This is a genomic window from Ralstonia sp. 22086 (genome assembly GCF_052045975.1).
GTDB lineage: Bacteria > Pseudomonadota > Gammaproteobacteria > Burkholderiales > Burkholderiaceae > Ralstonia > Ralstonia wenshanensis.
The window spans coordinates 450621-472629 of sequence record NZ_JBQEPZ010000002.1 but is presented as its reverse complement, the minus strand read 5'-3'; the positions used below and the strand labels follow the sequence as shown (position 1 = coordinate 472629).

General features: G+C 66.2%; 21 protein-coding genes and 1 pseudogene. 16 read left to right on the top strand and 6 right to left on the bottom strand.

The features are described from left to right. The first annotated feature begins 264 nt into the window (after positions 1 to 264). From ACTJK6_RS11170 to ACTJK6_RS11155, 4 genes are all read left to right on the top strand, one after another. Positions 265 to 3015: a sensor domain-containing protein gene (locus tag ACTJK6_RS11170; protein WP_316870816.1), complete on the top strand. Its 2751-nt coding sequence runs from the start codon at positions 265 to 267 to the stop codon at positions 3013 to 3015. Between the two features lie 122 nt (positions 3016 to 3137). After that, positions 3138 to 3641, top strand: coding sequence for a DUF6622 family protein (locus tag ACTJK6_RS11165; protein WP_316870818.1), 504 nt, complete (start codon positions 3138 to 3140; stop codon positions 3639 to 3641). Between the two features lie 66 nt (positions 3642 to 3707). Next, positions 3708 to 4520, top strand: a complete 813-nt coding sequence (locus ACTJK6_RS11160; RefSeq protein ID WP_440839054.1) for a TOBE domain-containing protein — start codon at positions 3708 to 3710, stop codon at positions 4518 to 4520. Between the two features lie 7 nt (positions 4521 to 4527). Continuing rightward, complete coding sequence (locus tag ACTJK6_RS11155; protein ID WP_440817807.1) at positions 4528 to 5025, top strand: flavodoxin family protein; 498 nt, start codon at positions 4528 to 4530, stop codon at positions 5023 to 5025. Here the strand turns inward: ACTJK6_RS11155 and ACTJK6_RS11150 are convergent. Continuing rightward, complete coding sequence (locus ACTJK6_RS11150; RefSeq protein WP_232039746.1) at positions 5022 to 5765, bottom strand: ABC transporter ATP-binding protein; 744 nt, start codon at positions 5763 to 5765, stop codon at positions 5022 to 5024. The two genes, ACTJK6_RS11155 and ACTJK6_RS11150, sit on opposite strands and share 4 nt — an antisense overlap. Next, the gene (gene modB / locus ACTJK6_RS11145) at positions 5762 to 6448 is read right to left on the bottom strand and encodes a molybdate ABC transporter permease subunit (RefSeq protein WP_440839053.1); all 687 of its coding nucleotides are present in this window, start codon (positions 6446 to 6448) and stop codon (positions 5762 to 5764) included. Before modB ends, ACTJK6_RS11150 begins: the two co-directional genes overlap by 4 nt. A 450-nt stretch (positions 6449 to 6898) precedes the next feature. Here modB and ACTJK6_RS11140 point away from each other — a divergent pair, with 450 nt between their 5' ends. Then, positions 6899 to 7978: a helix-turn-helix transcriptional regulator gene (locus tag ACTJK6_RS11140; protein ID WP_414561982.1), complete on the top strand. Its 1080-nt coding sequence runs from the start codon at positions 6899 to 6901 to the stop codon at positions 7976 to 7978. A gap of 34 nt (positions 7979 to 8012) precedes the next feature. Here the strand turns inward: ACTJK6_RS11140 and ACTJK6_RS11135 are convergent, their stop codons facing one another. From ACTJK6_RS11135 to ACTJK6_RS11120, 4 genes are read right to left on the bottom strand one after another with little or no spacing between them, the layout of a single operon-like run. Beyond that, positions 8013 to 8783: a lytic transglycosylase domain-containing protein gene (locus ACTJK6_RS11135; protein WP_440839052.1), complete on the bottom strand. Its 771-nt coding sequence runs from the start codon at positions 8781 to 8783 to the stop codon at positions 8013 to 8015. A gap of 11 nt (positions 8784 to 8794) precedes the next feature. Continuing rightward, on the bottom strand, positions 8795 to 9454 hold the full coding sequence (sctR, locus tag ACTJK6_RS11130; protein ID WP_045201601.1) for a type III secretion system export apparatus subunit SctR: 660 nt from the start codon (positions 9452 to 9454) through the stop codon (positions 8795 to 8797). 57 nt (positions 9455 to 9511) lie between these two features. Further along, entirely contained in the window at positions 9512 to 10600 is a 1089-nt protein-coding gene (locus ACTJK6_RS11125; RefSeq protein ID WP_440476833.1) for a FliM/FliN family flagellar motor switch protein, read from the bottom strand. Then, positions 10597 to 11445, bottom strand: a complete 849-nt coding sequence (locus ACTJK6_RS11120) for a helix-turn-helix transcriptional regulator (protein ID WP_232039742.1) — start codon at positions 11443 to 11445, stop codon at positions 10597 to 10599. The genes ACTJK6_RS11125 and ACTJK6_RS11120 overlap by 4 nt, the downstream gene beginning before the upstream one ends. A gap of 210 nt (positions 11446 to 11655) precedes the next feature. Here ACTJK6_RS11120 and ACTJK6_RS11115 point away from each other — a divergent pair. The 11 genes and pseudogenes from ACTJK6_RS11115 (at position 11656) to ACTJK6_RS11065 (ending at position 21981) form a co-directional block, all read left to right on the top strand. Then, positions 11656 to 13696, top strand: a pseudogene (locus ACTJK6_RS11115) (FHIPEP family type III secretion protein). A gap of 51 nt (positions 13697 to 13747) precedes the next feature. Beyond that, a complete protein-coding gene (gene sctS, locus ACTJK6_RS11110) occupies positions 13748 to 14023 on the top strand; it encodes a type III secretion system export apparatus subunit SctS (RefSeq protein ID WP_024978637.1) in 276 nt (91 codons plus the stop codon). Between the two features lie 15 nt (positions 14024 to 14038). Beyond that, complete coding sequence (gene sctC, locus ACTJK6_RS11105) at positions 14039 to 15973, top strand: type III secretion system outer membrane ring subunit SctC (protein ID WP_394372659.1); 1935 nt, start codon at positions 14039 to 14041, stop codon at positions 15971 to 15973. Then, positions 15933 to 17126: an FHA domain-containing protein gene (locus tag ACTJK6_RS11100; protein WP_316879456.1), complete on the top strand. Its 1194-nt coding sequence runs from the start codon at positions 15933 to 15935 to the stop codon at positions 17124 to 17126. Before sctC ends, ACTJK6_RS11100 begins: the two co-directional genes overlap by 41 nt. Positions 17127 to 17269: 143 nt before the next feature. Next, on the top strand, positions 17270 to 17476 hold the full coding sequence (locus ACTJK6_RS11095) for a hypothetical protein (protein WP_024978640.1): 207 nt from the start codon (positions 17270 to 17272) through the stop codon (positions 17474 to 17476). A 62-nt stretch (positions 17477 to 17538) separates the two neighbouring features. Then, on the top strand, positions 17539 to 18120 hold the full coding sequence (locus ACTJK6_RS11090) for a hypothetical protein (protein WP_440077312.1): 582 nt from the start codon (positions 17539 to 17541) through the stop codon (positions 18118 to 18120). 1 nt (position 18121) lies between these two features. Next, entirely contained in the window at positions 18122 to 18889 is a 768-nt protein-coding gene (gene sctJ, locus ACTJK6_RS11085; protein WP_260801565.1) for a type III secretion system inner membrane ring lipoprotein SctJ, read from the top strand. Continuing rightward, the gene (locus ACTJK6_RS11080; RefSeq protein ID WP_440839051.1) at positions 18886 to 19548 is read left to right on the top strand and encodes a SctK family type III secretion system sorting platform protein; all 663 of its coding nucleotides are present in this window, start codon (positions 18886 to 18888) and stop codon (positions 19546 to 19548) included. Before sctJ ends, ACTJK6_RS11080 begins: the two co-directional genes overlap by 4 nt. Next, positions 19530 to 20135: a type III secretion system stator protein SctL gene (gene sctL / locus ACTJK6_RS11075; protein WP_322018401.1), complete on the top strand. Its 606-nt coding sequence runs from the start codon at positions 19530 to 19532 to the stop codon at positions 20133 to 20135. Before ACTJK6_RS11080 ends, sctL begins: the two co-directional genes overlap by 19 nt. After that, positions 20132 to 21490: a FliI/YscN family ATPase gene (locus ACTJK6_RS11070; protein ID WP_343619063.1), complete on the top strand. Its 1359-nt coding sequence runs from the start codon at positions 20132 to 20134 to the stop codon at positions 21488 to 21490. Before sctL ends, ACTJK6_RS11070 begins: the two co-directional genes overlap by 4 nt. Then, the gene (locus ACTJK6_RS11065; RefSeq protein WP_440839050.1) at positions 21487 to 21981 is read left to right on the top strand and encodes a hypothetical protein; all 495 of its coding nucleotides are present in this window, start codon (positions 21487 to 21489) and stop codon (positions 21979 to 21981) included. Before ACTJK6_RS11070 ends, ACTJK6_RS11065 begins: the two co-directional genes overlap by 4 nt. Positions 21982 to 22009: the final 28 nt, after the last annotated feature.

Sequence of the window (22009 nt, the reverse complement as noted above, 5' to 3'; positions counted from 1 at the left end):
GCCTCATGGGTCAGTTCTCCTCTCTGGAACAGATCGACACGGTCCAGAGATTTCAACCCGCGCCTCGTCAACTGAGCGCGGGTTTTTTCTTGGGTCATGCCAACGTAGGGTGGCCACCACACGCCCCTCAGGGGTATCACACGCTGCACCCTTCAGTTTTCCACCGGCGCGCCGTTGTGGTTAGGGGCGAGACACGTGTAGTCTGCCTCTCGCTTTCCCATTGCCGTCGCTGTTGCTGTTATCGCTCAAGCCATCGCATTGCCCATGACCCAGTTTCTTCCGGCGCAGGCCGGAGCCTCTCCTACAGACGTTGCGCCGCGCTCCGAGGCCGCGCAACGTCCGATGGCGGCCATGGCGGGGGCGATGACTGAACTGCGCGGTACCGATTTCGACGCGCTGTCCCGGCTGTCGTCCGACGCGGTATTGCTGACCGTGGACGGGCGGCTGGTGCGAGCCAACCCGGCCGCCGCCCGCTTGCTGGGCGCGCAAGATGCAGCGCAACTGACGGGCCTGCAACTCGCCGGCCTGATTCATCCCGATGACGTTGCCCAGGTGATTCCGCGCCTGGCAGGCATGGTGAGCAGCGGCCTTTCTGCCCAGCCGGTCGAACACCGTCTGGTGCGCGCCGACTACACGCATGTGCTGGTTGCCAGCGAAGCCGCTGCGTGCGAGCACGAAGGTCAGCCCGCCGTCATGCTCGTGCTGCGCGAGGCCGTGTCGCGCCATGCGCTGGAGCGCCACGCCGTACAGGCTCGCGCCGAAGCGCTGCATGCGCGCCGTCTGCTCGCTTCGGAGAACGCCGTGCTTGCGCAACTTGCCTCCAATGCGACGCTGTCGACCGTGCTGCGCCACCTGTGCCTGTACGTCGAGCAGGTCTATCCGAATGCCATGTCGGCGCTGTTGTTGCTGGACGCCGACTCCCAGACCATGAGTGTGGCCGCTGCGCCCACGCTGCCTGCGGCCTATGCCGCCACGCTGGAGAACACGCCCGTCGGTCCCGATGCCGGCGCATGCGGTTGTGCCGTGTACCTGGGTGACGCCGTCTTCATCGACAACATTGCGACCGACCCGCGCTGGCAACACGAGCGCACGGCAGCATTGGCAGCGGGCTTTGTCTCCGCATGGGCATTACCGATCCGCTCGTCGCGCGGCGACAAGCTTGGCGTGCTGGGGCTGTTCTATCGGCAACCGTGCATGCCCGCGGAAGAGGAGCAGCATTTCCTCGACGACGTTACGCACCTGGCGGGCGTTGCCATTCAGAAGGACAACGTCGAACGGGGCCTAGCCGAAAGCGAGGAGCGCTATCGGCTGGCGATCTCGAACCTGCACGAAGGCGTTGTCATCATGTCGCCGGACGGCGTGGTGCAGGCTGCCAACGCCAGCGCCGAGCGCATCTTGCGCGTGCGCCCGGGGCAGCTCGTCGGGCGAAACCGGCTCGACCCGATTCAACGCGTGGTGGACGAAGACGGTAAGGAAGTCGGTGCGACCATGATGCCGTCCGGGCAGGTGCTGCGCACTGGCGAACCCATCTTCGGCCGCGTGTACGGGCTGTTGCTCAAGACCGGTGAGCTGATGTGGGTGCGGCAGAACATCATCCCCATCCGTCGCCATGCCGAGCCGGCACCCAGCAGCGTGATGTTGTCGTTTGCCGATATCACCGATATCAAGCGCGCGGAGCAGCGCCTGCGCCATCTGGCGGCGCACGATGCGCTCACGGGGTTGACCAACCGCAGCTTCTTCATCGCGCACCTGGAAAGCACCATTGAGAGCGCCCGCGACGAGAGCCGCGAGCTGGCGTTGTTCTTCCTCGACCTCGACCGCTTCAAGAGCGTGAACGATACCGCCGGCCATGCCTGCGGCGACACGCTGTTGCAAAGCGCAGCCGCGCGCCTGACCGACTGCATCGGCCCCGGCGACGTGATCGCCCGTCTGGGCGGCGACGAGTTCGTCATCCTCATCGACCAGCGTGTCGAGGGAAAGCGCATAGCGTTGCTGGCCGAACGTCTGCTGCAGGCCATGCGCGAACCGTTCGACACCGTCAACGGGCGGTACTACCTGGGCGTGTCGATTGGCGTGGCGCTGTATCCGCACGACGGCATTTCGGGTTCCGACCTGCTGCGTTCGGCCGACGCCGCCATGTACCGCGCCAAGCAGAACGGCCGCAACCGTGCCCAGTTCTATACGGCCGAGCTCAACGCCCGGCTGCAACGCCGCTACATGCTGGAAAACGCGCTGCGCGATGCACGCGAGAACAACGAACTGCAGCTCGTCTATCAACCCAAGTACGACCTGGCCAGCCATCGCATCGTCGGGGCCGAGGCGCTGCTGCGCTGGAACAGCGCCAAGCTTGGGGCGATCTCGCCGGTGGAGTTCATCCCGGTGGCGGAAGAGACGGGCCTGATCGTGCCGATCGGCGCGTGGGTCTTACGGCGCGCCTGCGAACAGGCCGTGATCTGGTACGAGGCGCTGGGCTATGACTTCCGTATGGCGGTCAACCTGTCGGCGCGCCAGTTCCAGGCCGGCGACGTGGTCCCGATGATCGAGCAGACGCTGGCCGATACCGGCCTGCCGCCCACCGCGCTCGAAGTCGAAATTACTGAAAGCCTGCTGATGGGCGGTGCGGATGAAGTCCGCCCGATGTTCGATGCGCTCACCGCGCAGGGCATCCGGATCTCGATCGACGATTTCGGCACCGGGTATTCATCGCTGTCGTATCTGCAGCGCTTCCCGATCAGCAACGTGAAGATCGACCGCTCGTTCATCACCGGCATTCCGGGCGATCCGGATTCCGTGGCGCTGACGGAGGCCATCGTCGCCATGGCGCGCGCCCTGGGCATGACCGTCACCGCCGAAGGTGTGGAAGACGCCGACCAGGTGGAGTTCCTCGCCAAGGCGGGCTGCCAGGAAATCCAGGGTTATTACATCGGCAAGCCTGTCACGGCCGAAGGGTTCGATCGCTTGCTGCGGGCGCACCTGTCGGTGGTGGATGCCGGCGTGCGCGCCGCGCTGGGCTGACTGCCCGACCTGAATCGCATCTTTCCCGCCATTCACACCGGCGTTTCTGCCGTTCGTCGCAATCCGCTCCCGCGTGCGGGGGCCGGCACCTAAGCTGGCGTCATTCCAACAGGGAGACCGCCATGCTCGAATCGATCACCTCCATCGTCTCGCATACGCCCACCTGGGTGTTCGTGGTGTTTGCCGTGCTGATTGGCATCGGGATGCGTCAGATGCAGTCCCGCATCGTGTCGCGCCGCCGTCTGATCGTGCTGCCGCTGGTGGTGGCCGCGTATTCGCTTTACGGAGTGTCGATGGCAAGCCATGGCAGCCCGCTTGCGCTCACGATGTGGCTGGTGGCCGTTCTGGTGGCGTTCCTGTTGACATACATGTCGCCGCCCAACGGCGCCGTGTCTGAAACGGCCCGCACCGTTCGCGTGCCCGGAAGCTGGGTGCCGATGGTGGTGATCGTGGGCCTGTTCGCCGCCCGCTATGCCTACAACGTGATGCTGGCGATGCACCCGGAAGTCTCGCACTCTGCCAGCTTCATGGCGATGTTCAGCGCGCTGTTCGGCTTCCTGGGCGGTCTGCTGCTCTCGCGCTCGGTGCTGCTGCATGTGCGTACGCCGCGCCTGGCGGCGGCTTGAGCCAGCGAATCGGCGTTAACACGTTAACATCCTGCATGTTGCAATCTCCATCCAAGACGAGACGACATGCTGGAACTCGACGGCACCATCTGGCTGCGCGCCGGTGAAGACAATTGGGGCGGGCGCGGCCGAATCGAACTGCTGGCTGCCATCGGACAGACCGGCTCCATCACCGCAGGCGCAAAAGCCGTAGGTCTTTCCTACAAGGCCGCGTGGGACGCCATCGACACCATGAACAACCTGGCCGGCGAGCCGCTGGTGGTGCGCACCACGGGCGGCAAGGGCGGCGGTGGCAGTGTGCTGACGCCGCGCGCGCAACGGCTGATCGAGAGCTTCCGCGTGCTGGAAGCCGAGCACCGTCGCTTTGTCGATCGCCTGGATGCCGCCGCGCACGCTGCCAGCGAAGACGTCAACCTGCTACGCCGCCTCATGCTGCGCACGAGCGCGCGCAACACGCTGTTCGGCACGGTGGAATCGGTAGCGTCGGGTGCTGTCAATGATGTGGTGACGCTGCGCCTGCCCGGCGGGCAGGCGGTTGCCGCCACCATCACGCGGGAAAGCACGCGCGTGCTGGGGCTAGCGCCTGGGGTGCAGGCCGTGGCGCTCATCAAGGCGCCTGCCGTGATGCTGATGCGCGGCGCCGGCGAGTGGCGCGTCTCCGCAGAGAACCAATTGCCGTGCGTCGTTACGGAAATCCGCGATGGCGCGGTGCAGGCCGAAGTGCGCCTGAGCCTGCTGGACGCGAATGCCACGTCCGCGGGCGAGACCGTGCTGGTGGCCATGCTCTCGCGCACGGCTGTGGAAACCCTGGCACTGGCCGAAGGCGTGGAAGCGGTGGCGGTGTTCGAGGCATCGAGTGTGATTCTGGGATTGGCCTGAAGCGCCCATGACGCCCAAGACCTTGCTGATCGTCTACCACTCGATGACGGGCGGCGCGCGCCAGATGGCCGAGGCCGCGCAGGCGGGTGCCGCAGAAGAGGGCGGCGTTGCCGTGCGGTTGATGCACGCAACCCAAGCCGGCCCCGACGATGTGCTCGGGGCAGACGGCTATCTCTTCGCGACACCGGAAAACCTCGCGGCCATCAGCGGGCAGCTCAAGGATTTTTTCGACCGCTGCTATTACCCCGCGCTCGACCGTATCAACGGCCGGCCATACGCGTGCCTGATCTGTGCAGGCAGCGATGGCCTGAACGCGGTGCGCCAGATTGAGCGCATTGCCGCCGGCTGGCGGCTCAAGCCCGTGGCCGAGCCGATCATCGTCTGCACGCATGCGCAAACGCCCGAGGCCATCCTGGCCCCCAAGCAGATTGGCGCAGATGATCTGGAGCGCTGCCGCGTCCTGGGTCAGGCCGTGGCAACCGGGCTTGCGCTGGGCGTTTTCTAGCGCTTTACCACTGCCGTCAGATGTGGATACGGCGACAGCGGCGCCGCATCGTGTGCGCGCACGGCATCGGCCACGACGCGGCCATCGCGCAACTCGAATACGTGGTCTCCGAAGATCTCCACATCGGCCGGGTCGTGCGTGATCATCAGCATGGGTATCTGCAGCCGCGCTTGCAGGGCGGACAGCTCCGAACGCATGCGCGTGCGCAGTGCCGGGTCCAGTGCGGCAAAGGGCTCGTCCAACAGCAGCATGGAGGGCTCGGCGATCAGCGCGCGGGCAAGTGCCACACGCTGGCGCTGGCCGCCGGAAATCTGCGACGGGTAATTGGCGGCGACGGTGCCCAGCTCGAACGTGTCGATCCACTGCTGCACGCGTGGATCGCGTGTGCGGCGCGGCGGGTTGAACCACCCGCGCTTGAGCCCGAACGCAATGTTCTGCGCCACCGTCAGGTGGTTGAAGAGCGCGTAGTCCTGGAAGAGGTAGCCGACGCGGCGTTCCTGCGCGCTCAGGCTGATGCTCTCAGCGTGGTCGAACAGCGTGCGGCCGTTGAGCACGATGCGGCCGCGCTCGGGCGTCATGAGGCCCGCAATGGCGCGCAGCGTGAGGCTCTTGCCGGCGCCCGACGGGCCGTACAGCACCACGCGCCGGCTGTCCGAGCGCACGGCAACGTCGAGCGAGAACACGCGCGCTGCGCTGGTGAGCGTTTTCTGCACGACGAGATCGATCATGCCGCCGCTCATGCCAGTTGCTCCTGCAGGCTCGGCGCGCGCGCCTGCAGCAGGCGGCTGGCCACCACCAGTACCACGATGCAGGTGAGCGAGGTGATCAGCACCAGCGTGTTGGCCGTGGCGTCGTCGCCGGCCTGCACGGCTTCGTAGATGGCGACGGAAAGCGTCTGCGTACGGCCGGGCAGATTGCCGGCGATCATGAGCGTGGCACCAAACTCGCCCAATGCGCGCGCAAACGCCAGCAGAACGCCGGCGGCGATGCCGCGTGCGGCCAGCGGCAGCGTGACGCGGAAGAACACGGCGGCCTCCGGCAGGCCCAGTACACGCGCCGCGCTCTCCAATTGATGATCCACACCTTCAAAGGCGGCGCGCGCGGATTTCATGACCAGCGGAAACGCCACCACGGTGGAGGCGATCACCGCGCCCTGCCACGTAAAGACGAGCTGGAGACCCATGCTATCGAGCCAGCCGCCGACCGTGCCGCGCCGGCCCAGCAGCACCAGCAGGTAATAACCGAGCACCGTTGGCGGCAGCACCAGGGGCAGGGTCAGGACGGAATCGATGACGTCGCGCAGGCGGCTGCGCGTGCGCGCGAGCGCGTAGGCCGCGCCGACGCCCAGCAGGAGGTTCAGGACGGTCGCCCAGCCGGCCACCTTGAGTGAAAGCAGCAGAGGCGTCCAGATGGAAGCGGACATGCGGATAGTGTGCGAAGGTGCCACCGGCCGGCCGGATGATTCTCGCGAACCGAGAGGTGACGCGTTGGGTGCCGGCGACAGATTGGAAACGTTATCCGCAATATAGGGTTGGATATAACGCACGGTCAATCCTGACACAGTGATGCCCGGCATGCGGCAAGGGGCATGGACGCGCGGCCCCGCTGCCATTGTCAGAGGCGTGGTTTGCTGCATTGCGACATAAGCCGCGTCGATGGTGGGGCACTAAAAAGTTTTGTTGGACAACGTTGCCACCGGCTTGCAACAATGCGCCAAAACGTAGGCCGGACGTCGCTTTTCACGATCTGCGCCCAGCGGTGCTCAGGGTCACCGCGCAGCAAATGTCATCCCCCGGGGGGGAAACAGCCTTGGCCATGGCCGGAAACATTCCGGCGGCCAAGCAGGTGTTTCCAACATGACCGGAGGACGGCAATGGCCGCCGCACATCGCTCAGATGGTCTGCAGGCAGTACGTTTCCCCCGCGCCGAAGACCTGGCGCTGCTGATGGACATGCGCACCGCGCTCAAGGCAGCGGGCGCGCAGTCTGGCGTTTCCACCCACGCAAGCCCTTCCGTCCAGCTCGACCTGGATGCGCTGTCCGCGAAGGCGGACACCGCGCCGCTTCCAGGGCACGCCGATTCCCTGGCTGCGCGCACAGCCGCGGACGATGCCGCCAATGGCGACCGCTTTTTCGTACCGCTGCCGCCGGGCACGGACGTGATTTCCGTGGACGAGCACGCGCTGCTGTTCGAGCCCGCACCCGCGCAGCCGGGTCGACTGCGCCTGGCTGCCGAGCTGCAGGCCGCACGCGGGGTGGCCGAGCGCGCACGCATTGTGTCCGGGCTGATGGGGCTGATGGGTTTTTCTTCGCTCACCTACGCGCTGACCGAACGCCACGAAAATGCCCCGCCTACGGTGGCCATGCTCAAGAACTACGTGGCGCCGCGGTTCCTGCACCGCTACTGCGACGAACGTCTGTTCACCGTCGACCCACGCCTGCCTGCGGTGTTTGCCACGGGCATGCCGCTGGTGTGGGATCTGGCATCGCTCGCGCGGGGCCAGGCGCGCATGGAGCCGGCGATGCGCGCGCTGCTGCAGACGATGGACGAACACGGCTTGCGCAGCGGCGTGATGTTCAGCCTGGGCGCGGGCAAGGGCATGAACCATGCGATTGTCAGCCTCAGTTCGCCGCATGCGGGGCGGGAATGGATCAGCGACAGCGTGCTCGGCCAGTCGATCCTCTTTGGCATGGCGCTGCATCAGGTCTGGCGGGCGCCGCTGCAAACGTTCACGCGCAACACGCGCGTATCCGGTGAAGACGCACCGCTCACCGTCATGCAAAGCCGAGTGCTGACGTGCCTGGCCGCCGGCATGAGCGATAAGGAAATCGCCATCAAGCTGCACACCACAGCGCACAACGTTGATTACCACCTGCGCCTGATCCGCCGCCGCTACGGCGCGACCAACCGCGCTCAGTTGGCCTACATTGCGGGCCGCCTGAACCTGATCTGACCGGGATGGGGATGTGGAAGCTGCCGCGCGGCGCTCAGCGCGGCAGCGCCACGCAGCGCAGGCACGATGTGCCGTCGGCGCGATTACACGCAAGGATCATCACCTGCCGGCCGGTCTGGCCGGTGCACGCGCTGCCGGTCAGCACGCGTGGCTGCGCGGGCGCAGATACCGGGCGTGGCGCCCCGGGAGCGGGTGTACCGCCGCCGGCGGGCACGACCGGAATCGGCTCGATCCGTCCACGGGCGGCGTCGGGCACGATGGCCGGCACGTCCCCAGCATTAGCGACAACCTTCTGCACATAGCCGTGGCGGAAGCCGGTCTCGAAATTGCCGCTGTAATAGCAAGACAGCGCCGCGCGCAACGCCTGTTGCTGATCTCCATAGCGCGGCAATGAACGTGCAAAGCATTCAGCCAGGATGGTGCCGCCTGCGCGCAGGTTGCGGCAGGCGTCGAACGCGGTTTCCAGCGTCTCGCCAAAGCGCGCGAGGTTGTAGCGGTTGACCTGCCCGAGTCCCACGCTGAAGTTGTAGCCCTGGCGCTCCAGTGAACGCGCGGTGGCCACGGCTTCTTCCAGCGTGGCAGGCTGGCGCACGAGCCTGCCGCCCACCACGCCGATCGCATAGGGGTTGTAGGCAGACTCCGTGCGCACCAGCGCTTCCAGCGTGACGCGGTCAACGTGCGGCGCGCAGGTGGCGGCCAGCGTGGCAAAGGCGCGTGCATCAATACGCGGGCCTGCCACGGCAGACGTGGCTGCCATGCAAGCGCCAAACGCCATGGCGGCAATGATGAGAGCACTGGCACGCATGGTCGCCACCTCTATCGATAAGACAGCACGAGCCCGTGCACGAGCACCGACCAGCCATCGAGCATCACGAACAGCAGCAGCTTGAACGGTACCGAGATGGTGGTCGGCGCAATCATCTGCATCCCCAACGCCAGCAACAGGTTGGCCACCACCAGGTCGACCACCACGAAGATGATGTAAAGCACAAAGCCAACCTGGAACGCCTTGATCAGCTCGGTAAGGGTGAAGCTCGGCACGAGCACAGTCAGGTCGTCGTTCTTCAGGCCGGCGGCGCGCTCCTTGGGCCAGATGCTCGTGGCCGATTTGACGAAGAAATTGCGCTCCGATTCCAGCGTATGGGTCTGCAGGAATTTCTTCACCGGCGGCTGCGCGGCATCGAGGATGGCGATCACGTCATCCACGCTCATCTGGCTGCTCAGGTTGAAGTTGCGCCCGCGCAGGTTGTCGACCATGTCCATGCCGACCGGCGCCATGATGAACACCGTCAGGATCAGCGCGATGCCGTTGAGCACGATGTTGGGCGGCACCTGTTGAATGCCCAGCGCCGAGCGCAGCAGGCCAAACACCACCACCAGCTTGGTGTAGCTCGTGACCATGAGCGCGGCAAAGGGCGCGATGCCCAACGCCGCCACCACGGCAATCATCGCTACGGGATTGGGCAGGTTTCCCATGGTGCGTGTCGAGTGTGTCGATGCGTTGTTCTTGTTGAGGGAGAAGCGGGCCGGGCGTTATGCCTGCCCAGGTGCCGCCTGCCCGATGAAACGCGATACGCGCACGCCGAGCCGGTTGCCGACAGCAATCAGGTGGCCTTCACCCACCGGCATGCCATTGGCGAGGATGCGGATGACGGCCTGGTTGAGCGGCTGCGCCAGCTCCATCACCGTGCCGGGCCGCAGCGCGCGCAGCTCGGCTAGTGACAGGCGCCGCTCTTCCAGCTCGAAGGTGGTAACCAGTTCGATGTCGTCCAGGCTGTCGGTGGGAAGCGGGCGCGCCGTGGGCTCCGTGCCCGATGTAGCGGCGTTCGGGGCTGGGTTCTCGGTTGTCATTGGCTTTTCCTCCACGTTTTCCACGACGATGCGGTTGCCTTGCACTTGTCCGAACACACGCAGGTGCAGCCGCCCGCGCACGCGGGCAACGCAGCGCAATGCATCGCCAGCAGGAAGCCATTTTTCGATACGCACGATGTCGCCCAGCGCAATGCCGGCAAAGTCCCGGCGTGACAGAAAGGTGGCGCCCAGCTCGAAGCGCAGCGGCACGTGCGTGCCCATGAAGGCGGCCAGCGGTATGGGTTCCGCAGTCAGCTCTGTCGGACACAGTTCGGGCAGGACGTGCGGCGCGTCGAACAGCAGTCCGGCGCGCGCCAGCCATGGCGCGGCGCCGTCTTCGACGGGTGCGGCGTCGTGGCGGCTGATCATCAGCTGCAGGACGTCTGGCCGGTCCAGCCGGACCTCTGGCGATGCGGCCTCCGGCAACCATGTAAGCGCACGTCCGCTGCGTTGTTCGATACCCCGTGCGAGTGGCGCCAAGGCATCGGCGAGCACCGCGCAGCGCAAGGCTTGCGGCACGTGGGCGTCTGCGGCGTCGGCCAGCCATGCGCGCTCAGCGGCGGCATCGAGCAGCAGCCAGCCCGGCGCATCGCCCAACGTGAAGCGGTAGGCTTGTGCCGCGGCTTGTACGGCATGCGCTTCGCAACGCGCTTCGTAGGGCGTGCTGCCTACGGAAAACGGTAGTGCCGCGCGCGCCAGATACAGGCGCGACAGCGTACGCGCCAGCGCCTGGTCCACGGCCGAAAGCATGCGGGCGTCGAGCGTATTCATGTCATGAACATGCGCCCGGCCATATAGGCCAGCTGCACGCGGTTCTGTGCACCGTATTTCTTCTTGAGCTGACGCAGGTGATAGTCGACGTTGTGCGGCGACATGTTGAGCTGCTCGGCAATCGCCTTGTCCGATAACCCGCTGGTGATGAATTCCAGAATCTGACGCTGTACCTGGCTGAGCGCACGCGCGTGCGTGTCTTCATGCAACGGTTTTGCGTGCTGCATGAGAAATTCATGCAGGCCCAGCCCCACGGCATAGGCTTGGCCGACCACGTTGTCGGCAATCCAACCCTTGGCGTTATTGCCCGATCCAAAGCAGATGACGCTGTGCTCTAGGCTGCGTGGGCTCACGACACCGAAGCTGATGCCGCTGCGCAGGCCGGCACGTTCGGCGTCTTGCAGCAGGCGGTGCAGGCGGTCCGCATCCGCCGGTGCGGTGAGCGTGGCTCCAAGGTCCGCCAAGTCCCACACCAGGGGCCATTCGTAGCGCAACGCAAAGGCCAGCCGCGGGTCGACTTCAAAGTAGCGTTCGTCGACGTAGCGCTTGGGCCAGTTCGGCGGGGAATACGCACGGAAGTACAGCACCCGCGTAATCGATTCCCCAATGCGTGTCAGTCGGTAGTAACAGAGCCAGTCGAAGCCGATGCTGCGCAAGACGGCGCGCAGCAGCAATTGCCGTTCCTGCGCACCGTGCGCGGCCCGCAGATCCTGCGCGGTTTCAGAGAAGGACTCGGCGCGCGCCGTCGCACCCAGGCGGATCGATTCCGCATCGACCACGATGTGTTCTTCGCCAAACAGGATCGGCGCGCGGACATCGCCGGCACCCACATTCGAAGCATTCAACCGTGGCCTCTCGCGTGGCAAGTGAATGCACTTACTGTAGTGGCGCGCACACGCTGCGATGAACTACCGAAAAGCGTAGTCCACCCCGAAACTTCGTCAGAGATTGACCGCACGACTACGAGTTTCAGCGTTGAGCGGACAGGCCCCCCACTTCTACACTTTTCGAAAGGGAAGCGGGTGCTGAACGGCGCCGGTCTTCTACGGACATTCGTGGGCTATGACCCACACGGCCCAAAGGCGCTCCATGGCAAAGCCTCGCAATCTTGCTGCAGCGTTGGACGTTCCGCTCACCGGCTTGCGCTGGGCGCGGCTGGTGAACTACGACATTGCGATTGCCGTGTTCGTGGTGGCGGTCGTCGCGCTCTTTGTGCTGCCGTTACCCACCGTCGTGTTGGACGGGCTCATCTCGCTCAATCTGGCGGCCAGCATCGTGCTGCTGTGCGTGTCGATCTATCTGCCGTCGGCGCTTGCGTTCTCGTCGTTTCCGGCCGTGCTGCTGTTTACGACGCTGTTCCGGCTGTCGCTGAACATTGCGTCGTGCAAGCTGATCCTGCTGCAGGCCAATGCAGGTCACGTGATCGACACGTTCGGCAAGCTGGTGGTCGGCAACAACTTCGTCGTGGGCGGCGTGGTGTTCCTGGTGATCGCGGTGGTGCAGTTCATCGTGATCGCCAAGGGCTCGGAGCGCGTGGCGGAGGTCGGTGCGCGGTTTTCGCTGGATGCAATGCCCGGCAAGCAGATGAGTATCGACGCGGATCTGCGCGCCGGCATCATCACGTCGGACGAAGCCAAGCGCCGCCGTGAAGCGCTGGAGCAGGAATCGCAGCTGCACGGCGCAATGGACGGCGCAATGAAGTTCGTCAAGGGCGACGCCATTGCCGGCATCATCATCGCGGTCATCAACATCCTGGCCGGCATTGCCGTGGGCGCGTTGATGCACGGCATGTCGATTGGCGATGCGCTGCACCGGTACGCGATCCTGACGGTGGGCGACGGCATGGCTTCGCAGATTCCCTCGCTGCTGGTCTCCATTGCCGCCGGCATCGTCACCACCCGTGTGGCGACGCGCGACCGTGAAGCACGCCACCTTGGTCAGCAGATCGGCTCGCAGATCACTGCCCACCCGCGCGGCATGCTGATGGCCAGCGGCGTGCTGCTGGCGTTCCTGCTGGTGCCGGGGTTTCCGAAGTGGTCGTTCCTGCTGTTGGCCATCGGCACCGCGGCAGCCGCCTTCCTCCGCATGCGCCAGCGCCGGCAGGCGCCGCCGCTCGATCTGCTTGTGCTCGGCCCAGACGCACGGCGGTTGGCTGAACCCGAAGCAGGCTCGCCCGCGGAAGGCATTGCGGCACCCATTGCGGTGCGCCTGTCGGAAGACCTGCGCGGCGAGATCGAGCTCGTGGCCTTGCAGACCCGCCTGGCAGAAGCCAAGTCGCGCGTGCAGCGCAGGCTCGGCGCCGTATTCCCGCGCGTGCAGCTGAACTGGGATGCGGCCTTGCCCGCCCACAGTTACGCGCTGCTTGTGCAGGACGTGCTGGCCGCCGAGGGCACGCTGCCGGAGCGCGATGCGATTTCAGACACTGCCGTGCCCGCTGAAGACCGCCTGGCCGCCGAAGTCGAAACACTCATCGAACGCAACGCCGCTTCGCTCATCGGCATTCAGGAAACGCAGAACCTCATCCAGATCATGCGCCGCGAACACGGCGAGCTGGTGGCCGAACTCACGCGTCTGGTGCCCCCGCAGCGCATTACCGAAGTGCTGCGCCGGCTGGTGCAGGAGGGCGTGTCGATCCGCAACCTGCGCGCCATTTTCGAGAGCCTGATCACGTGGTCGCCCAAAGAGCCCGAAGACGTGATCGGCCTCGTGGAGTTGGTGCGCGTGGACTTGCACCGCCAGATCACCGAGCAGTTCTGCGGCACCAGCCGCGTGCTCGATGTGGTGCTGTTCGAACAATCCTTACAGGAGCGCATCGAGCAGGCCGTCGTGCACACCAAGCAGGGCAGCGTGCTGAGCCTCACACGTGACGCCAAGCAGGCGATTACCGACCAGGTGGTGAAGATCCTTGGCGGCACCCGCCCGCTGGAGAAAGACCGCCATGGCCGCCCGCTGGCGGTGATGGTGTCGCTCAACTGCCGGCGCTACGTCAAGACGATGCTGCAGCCGGTGTTTGGCGATCTGCCGGTGCTGTCGTACCAGGAGATCGACGAAGCCATCGAACTCAACACCGTGGGCTGGGTGACGAACCCCGCCTGAACGCAGAACACACAGAGCGCACGGAACACGCAAGGAGACAGACCCATGAACATGAGCGCCACCATTCTCGAAGCCACACGCCAGGGCTTGCTGCTGGTGCTGCTGGTCTCGTTGCCGGTGGTGGCGGTGGCGACGGTATCGGCGTTGCTGATTGCCATCGCGCAGGCAGTGACGCAGATCCAGGATCAGAGCATCGGGCTGTCGGTGCGGCTGATTGCGGTGATGGTGACCATCGTGGTGCTGGCGGGGTGGGGCGGACGCGAAGTGCTGCGTTTTGCCCGCATGGCACTCGATCAGGTGTTTTACGGCGGTGTGGCGCCTTTCTAGCGGGGGGATCGCGAGATGGCGCCGAACGAACAACAACATAACCGAGCGAGAACACGCGTGAACAAACGCTATCGATTCCTGCAGTGGAGTGCATCAGCGGCGTGCCTGTGGCTGCTGACGACGGCGGCCGTGGTGCAGGCCGCCGAGCTGCGCTGGCGCAACCGGTCGTACACGCTGGTGGCCGAAGGCAAGAAGGTGGGCGATTTCATCCGCGAGCTGGCGGCATCCCAGGGCGTGACGGCGGTGGTCGATCCAAAGGTGGAAGGCACCATCAACGGCAAGTTCTCGGGCCCGCCGGCCAGCACGCTCAACACCGTGTGCGCCACCTATGGGCTCACGTGGTACTACGACGGCTCGCTGATCTACGTAGACCGTGCGGACGATTCACAGACGCAGGTCTTCCCGATCCCAAAGGGCAGCGGCCCGGAGCTTGCGCAGATCCTGCGCGCCATGCAGATCACTGATCAGCGCTTTCCGCTCGTGGTGAGCGACAAGGAAAACACCGTCTACGCGTCCGGCCCGAAGCGCTATGTGGAACTCGTGCGCCAGGCCATTGCATCGATTGCCGATCCGTCACGCGGCATGGATCGCGCTGAGATTCGCGCATTCCCGCTCAAGTACGCCTGGGCGGGCGATGTGGAGATCAACCGGTCCGGTAAGCCCGTGACGATTCCCGGCATTGCCACCATGATGCGTCGGCTGCTGGGTGCGCCCAACCCGGGTGCCAGCAGCCCCGGCATGTCGCCCACGCGCGCCATGCGGCTGACTGGCCCGACGCGGCAGATGAAGCTCAGTTCCGGTGACAGCATCAACGTGCCGCGCATCGAGATTCCGCTGGCGGGCGCGCAAGGGGATTCCGGCTACGGCGCGCAGGCGCCGGCAGCATCGGGCGGCGGTGCACCGCCTGACCTCCCGCGTATCGAAGCCGACGCCGGCATCAATGCCGTGCTCATCCGCGACGTGCCCGAGCACATGGCGCAATACGAGCGCCTGATTGCCTCGCTCGATACCAAGCCGCGGCTGGTGGAGATCAACCTCACCATCATCGACATCAGCACCGATTCGCTCGACAGCCTGGGCGTGGATTGGCGCCTGCATACCACGCACGGCGATTTCCAATCCGGCAACGGCAACAATCCGCCGCTCACGTTCAATCTTGGCACCACGGAAGACGGCCAGACCGGCGCCACAACGCCGATCGGCATGGCGCTCACCGCATCGATTGGCGGCAGCCTGCGCAACTACCTGCTGGCGCGCATCAATGCGCTCACGCAGAGCGGCAACGCGCAACTGCAGGCCAAGCCGAAGGTGCTGGCACTCGACAACACCGAGGCCATCCTTGAAAACCTCATCCACTTCTACGTGCCGGTGTCGGGCTTTCAGGATGCATCGCTGTACGGCATCACGACGGGCACGAGCGTGAAAGTCACGCCGCTCATCGTCAACGAGGCCGGGCAGATGAGCGTGATGATGTCGATCGACATCGACGACGGCAACCTGACCAACGACCGCGTCTCGCAGCTGCCGGTGGTGCAGGAGCGCTCGATCGTGACCAAGGCGATGATCGAAGAGGGCAAGAGCCTGCTGATTGCCGGCTTTAACTCCGACAGCCTGAACAACACCAAGTCGGGCATTCCGATCCTGTCAGACGTGCCCTTCATCGGCAACCTGTTCAAGTACACCAACAAGACCGGCCAGCACATGGAGCGTTTCTATCTGCTGACCCCGCGCATCCTGACCGCCGCCAGCACCAACCCGAACGACGTGCCCGCCGTGTCGATCCCGGGCGTTGGCATGCCCGTGCCGGGATCGACCGATTGGAAACCGGGCCCGCTGCCCAACACGCCGGCACCCAACCAGCCGCCGGCCAGTGTCGGTGCCTTGCCCACGCCGCCTGTTTCGCGACTGCATGAACCAGCCAGCCACACAACCCTCGCCGCACTCGGATAAATCGCCCTGGAAGCTGTGCTTCCTGAGCGGGCCGCTGTACGGCAGATCGATGCCGCTGCGCATGGGCGCCAACGTGGTCGGTTCGGCGCCCAGCTGCGAAATCATCGTGCCCGACAGCAGCGTCGCCGCGCGCGAGTTGATGTTCGAGGTGGGCGGCATCGCGGTGTCCGCACGGCGGCTGGACGACGCCGAGCCGACGCTCAACGGCCAGCCGTTCGGCCAGACGCGCCGCAGCGTGGTGCCGGGCGATGTGATTGCCATGGGCGACATTCGCGTCGGCATCGAGAAGGTCGGGACGATCCGCATGCCGGCCGCCGCGGTGGAAGGCGCCGGTGCCGCAGTGCTGGCCGAACGCGTGCCGTCGTGGTTGCCCCTGGCCGCGGCGGTGTGGCTGTCACGAGTGTCCACCAAGGCCGGGCGCGGGCGGACGTGGCTGGTGGCAGGCATCGGCCTGTGGCTTGCGGTCTTACTGGCCGGTGGTGTGGTGGCGTTTGCCGGGCACGACGGCTGGTCGCTCTGGGGCCGCGACCCCGCAGCGCGTGCAGCGCAGGTCCGTCACGCATTGGGCGACCCGGCGGAGATCGTGGTGACGCCCGCGTCGGACGGCACGTCGCGCGTTTCCGGCTACGTGCCGACCGAGGCCGACCACCAGGCGCTGCTGAGCCGTGCGCGCGGGTTGTCGGATGTGTCGATCGGCGAGGTGTATGTGGTGAGCGATCTGCTGGCCGCCGCGCAGCAGTACTTCAGCGCAGGCGGCACAAGCGGTACGGCCGCGCTGAACGTGGCCTACGACGGACATGGCCGCATCGTGGTGAGCGGCACGGCCGATCGCGCGCAGGCGTGGCAGCGCATCCGCAACTACGCGCGCGACGCCAAGCCCGCCGTCGAAGTGGTCGACCACGTGGCCTGGGACGGCCCGCCACCGCCGAACATCGTGGCGGACACGCCGCGCGCCGATGGCCTGCCGGCCATTGTGAGCACGTATGAAGACGAAGACGGCACGCGTTTTGTGCAGACGCGCGATGGTCAGTTGTATTTCGAGGGCGCCCGGCTCAAGGGCGGCCTCCAGGTGAAGAGCATCGCTTCAGATGGTGTGGTGCTCGACCGCGGCGGGCAGTCGGTCACGTGGCCGATCCAGCCGCAAACACCGTAGCGCAGCGGGTCCCCCTTTCCCGCGCGTGGGGTGTGTCGTACGGCGGCCAGCCGGCAGATGCGAGGTCGGCTGCCACCGCAAGCAGTTGCTAGTGAAGTTGTTCGTTCCTTTTGACCCTTTTGACTGACATCCAGGAGAGCACCATGGCAGGTACACCCACCACCGGCGTCGACGGCGCCATCGGCAGCATCAACCAGTCCGGCGATGACCAGCTGAAGATCGCCACGGCAGTGCAGGCCGCTGCAGCCAAGGGCGCCGCCGCCAGCGGCATCATCGGCGCGGCCCAGTCGCTGAGCAATACGGCGGCATCGGCAGCCGGTGCCGTCCGCGACGGCGCACGCGCGAGCTGACGCGCAACCCCAGCGGCGGCGGGCCTGGCCTGCCGCCGCTTCACCGAATTCAGGAGGGCACGATGTCGATCGAAGCGAATGCGATTGCGGCCGTTGCCGCGACTCAGGCCGCACAGGCGCAGGCCGGCGGTGCTGCCGGCGCCAGCCAGGCCGCACAGGTAAGCCCCGCCGCGTATGCGGCCCAAGGGCCGGGGCAGGTCGAGCAGGGCATCGGCACTCCAGTTACGCAGGCCGCCATGCCCACGGAGGCACAGCAGTTCGGCGGCATGATGCGCCCGGTTGCTACCACGACGGTGCAGGCGGCCACGCTGCCGGCGCAACCGATTCCGATGGCCTCCAACGCAACGCCATCGCCGGTGCCGGATGTGTCGTTCTCGTTCACGCGGGGGCCTGGCGCAGACGGTGCGATGGGCCAGTGGCGCGACTACGGCCATGACCTCAACGAGCGTTACACCAGCATCAACAGCAAGCGGCAGGAGATGCTCGACTCGCTCGATAGCATGGACGTGACCATGACCATGGTGAAGCTGGCCGATTTCAGCTACTTCGCCTCGATGACGCTGGCTGAATACCAGATGGACATGAGCTTTGCGCAGGCCGCCAACGGCGTGAGCCACTCGCTGCTGAAGAACCAGGAAGGCTGACATGAACCGATTGCTGGGTGTGCTGATGGCGCTTGCCTGCCTCTTCGGCCTGGCTGGGTGCGAGCAGGAGCTGTACACCGGCCTGTCGGAGGTCGAGGTCAACGAGATGGTGGCCGCGCTGTCGTCAGCCGGCATCAGCGGACAGAAGCTCGTGCAGGACGGTCAGGGGCAGGAGGGCCGCACCTGGACGCTCACCGTTGACCAAGCCGACATGGGCCCTTCGCTGGCCGTGCTGCGTGCGCAGGGCCTGCCGCGCCCGCGCCTGGCATCGCTCGGCCAGGTGTTCCAGAAGCAGGGGCTGGTGGCCACGCCGGCCGAAGAGCGGGTGCGCTACATCTACGGAGTATCGCAGGAGCTGTCGCGCACGCTGCTGGATGTGGACGGCGTGATGCTGGCGCACGTGCATGTCGTCATTCCCGAGAATGATCCGCTGGCCGACAAGGCCAAGCCCGCATCGGCAGCCGTGTACATCCGCTATCGGCCCGGCGTGAATCTCACCGCCATGGCGCCGATGGTGAAGGACCTCGTCGCGCACAGCATTGAAGGGTTGAGCTACGACAACGTATCGCTGTTCCTGCAGGGCGCGCAGCCCGTGCCGGTGGATGTGCGAAAGGGCGCGGCGTTGCTGGGCACATTCAGCACGCGCAACCCGCTGGTGTGGTTGCTCGGCTTGCTGATCATCGCAGCGCTTGTTGTGACAGGTCTTGTGGCATGGCGGCGGGGCGTGTTCGACAACCTCAGCGGACGCAGGCCGGAGCGCGCGTCATGACCACCGATGCGCGCCTGGCAGCGCTGGTTGCCACGTTCAACCTGCGGCCGGATCGCTATATCGATGCGTCATGGCTGCCGGCGGACTGGCCCATTGCGCTGCGCGACCCCGCCCGTTACGGCGACGCAGGGCGCGCCGTGCTGGCGCGGGCGCTGCTGCAAGCCCATCGGTTGCAGGGCGAATGGGACTACGACTTTGCTGCCGTGGAAAAGCGCATCGCCCTGTTGCCAGCCGACGCGCTGGAGCGCCTGGCCGTGTGCTGCGGCCTTTGCCTGCATCGCCAGTGGCTGCGCGAGGGCGAAGTCCCGCGCAAGACACGGCAGGCCATCGATCTGGCGCTCGGCGCACCGCTGGTGGCATTCGCACTGGAGCGCATGCCGGCCTTCGAAGCCGTCGCCGAAACCCTGCAGGCGCAGCGTCAGCACCCCCGCCTGGCGGTGGAGACGCTGCGTGCCCGTGGGCGCCGGATACTGATCGATTTTTTGGTGCCCTTTGGCCCGGCCATCATCCGCCGGCTGCCTTTGAAGTTTCCGCGCAACGCGGTCGATGCCGATCGTCCGCCTTATTTGCTGGGTCGCACGCAACGCGCAGAACTGGGTGAGCTGCTGCGGCTGAGCTTGATTCCTGAACAGGTGCCGGCATGGGACTGGCTTTTCTGATTACCACCGACAAGCTGCAGATCCTGAGCGAGCGCAAGGTGCTCAAACAGCACGAGTATGCAGCGCTGCTCGACGCCACGAGCATCCTCGGCAACGCCCAGGAAGAGCGCGAGAGGATGCTGGAAGATGCCGAAGCCCATCGTCAGCAACAACTCAAGGCCGGCTACGACGAAGGCTATGAAAAGGGTGAACGCGAGGCCGCCACGCGGCTGTATGCCGATGCGCTTGCCAACGCGCGCGCGCTGGCGGCCATGAAGCAATTGATGGCGGAGCTCGTCACGCGCACCGTGCGCGAGCTGGTGGCTGATCTGCCGCGCGAGGCCATCTATGCCAAGGCCTTCGCGCGCATTGAAACACTGGTCGAACACGAGCCTGTGCTGACGGTGCGCATCGCCCCGCAGCAGGTGGCCGATCTGGAACGCGTGCTGGGAACCATGACCGACGGTACCCGCCGCGTGCGCGTGGTGCCCGATGCCAGCCTGTCGGAAGAGGCGCTGGTGGTGGAGACCGCATCCGGCGTGGTTGAAGCGGGCATCGACACGCAACTGGCGGCGCTGCACGCTGCACTGGTGGGGAACGAAACATGACCGAACCCGCCGTCAGCCACATCATCGACGCAGGCGATCTGGAACGCAGCCTGCGCGACGTGCTGGAGCGCGCCGACGGTATGGCTGCGGGCGTGCAGATGCGTGGGCGCATTCACCGTGCGGTGGGGCTCATGCTCAATGCATCGGGCATCCAGGCGCGGCTGGGCGAGGTGTGCGAATTGCGTACGCCCGGCGAGCGCAGCGTCTATGCGGAAGTCGTCGGCTTCGAGCGGCAGTCGACCTTGCTGACCCCGCTTGGGAGCGTGCACGGGTTGTCGGCCGCCACGGAGGTGATCCCGTCCGGCAGCGCGCACCGCTTTGGCGTGGGCGATGCGCTGCTTGGCCGCGTGCTCGATGGGCTGGGCGCGCCCATGGATGACGGCGGCCCGCTTTTCACCAACGAGCGTGTTTCCACGCACGCAGAGCCGCCGAGCCCGCTATCGCGCCGCCGCATCGACGCGCCGCTTTCCACAGGCGTGCGCGCCATCGACGCCATGCTCACGGTGGGCATCGGCCAGCGGCTGGGCATCTTCGCACCGTCGGGCGTGGGCAAGAGCACGCTGCTCGGCATGATTGCGCGCGGCGCGCAGAGCGACGTCAACGTCATCGCGCTGATTGGTGAGCGCGGGCGCGAAGTGCGTGAATTTCTGGAGCTGTGCCTGCCCGAGGCGACCCGCCGCAAGACGGTGCTGGTGGTGTCCACCTCCGACCGCCCGGCCATGGAGCGTGTGAAGTGCGCGCTGGTGGCTACCGCTGTGGCCGAGTACTTCCGAGATCGCGGCAAGAACGTGCTGCTGCTGGTCGATTCGCTCACGCGGTTTGCGCGGGCGCAGCGCGAGGTGGGCTTGGCGAGCGGCGAGCCGCCCACGCGGCGCAGTTTTCCGCCGTCGACATTCTCGGTGTTGCCGCAGTTGCTCGAGCGCGCAGGCGCCGGTGCACATGGCGTCATCACCGCGTTCTACACCGTGCTGGTGGAGGGCGATGAAGAGAGCGACCCGATTGCCGAAGAGGTGCGCTCCATCGTCGACGGGCACATCGTGCTCTCGCGCAAGCAGGCGCTGGCGGGACGCTATCCGGCCATCGACTTGCTGGCCAGCATCAGCCGCGTGATGCCGCAGGTGACCACGCCCGCGCACCGCGCCGCCGCGCAACGCGTGCGCGAGCTGCTGGCCAAATACCAGGAGATCGAATTGCTCGTGCAGATTGGCGAATACCGCGAGGGCAGCGATGCCTTGGGCGATACCGCATTGCACGCCCATGCCGCGCTCACGCGCTTCTTTGAGCAGGACGCCGATGCGCGTGTGAAGCTGGAGCGCACCGTGGCCGATCTCGAAGCCGTGGTGGGGGCGCTATGAGCGATGTGCTCCGCCAACTCGCCCGCGTGCGCGAGGCGCGCAAGCTCGGTGCCGTAGCGCGCGCTCAGAAGCAGGCCGCCTTGGTCGCGCAGGCCGCAGCGCAGAACGCGGCAGCGCAACTGGGGCTGCAGCAGACGGTATCGGCGCGATCTGCGCACGACGCCGCCATTGAGCAAGCCGTGCGTGAAGATGCGCGCAGTGCCGTCGCGCTGCTGTGCGGCGCCAATGCCGCGCGGCTGGCGCTGGATCGTGCCATCTTGGACGCGCATGTCGAATCGCAGCACACCGGCACGGCGCTGGCGGCCGAGCAGGTCGCGCAGGCCCGTGCGCAGCGGCATGTGGCCCGCGCCAACGCAAAATGCGAAGCGGTGGACCGTGCCGAGCAGCGCGTGGTGGCCGCCCGGCGCCAAGCGACCGAATGGCAGGAAGAAGACGCCGCGCTCGAAGCCCAGCTCGCGCGCCAGTTCGCCGGCCAGAAGACCACCGCCTGAGCCGATGCAAGGGTTCGATCCCCACTCC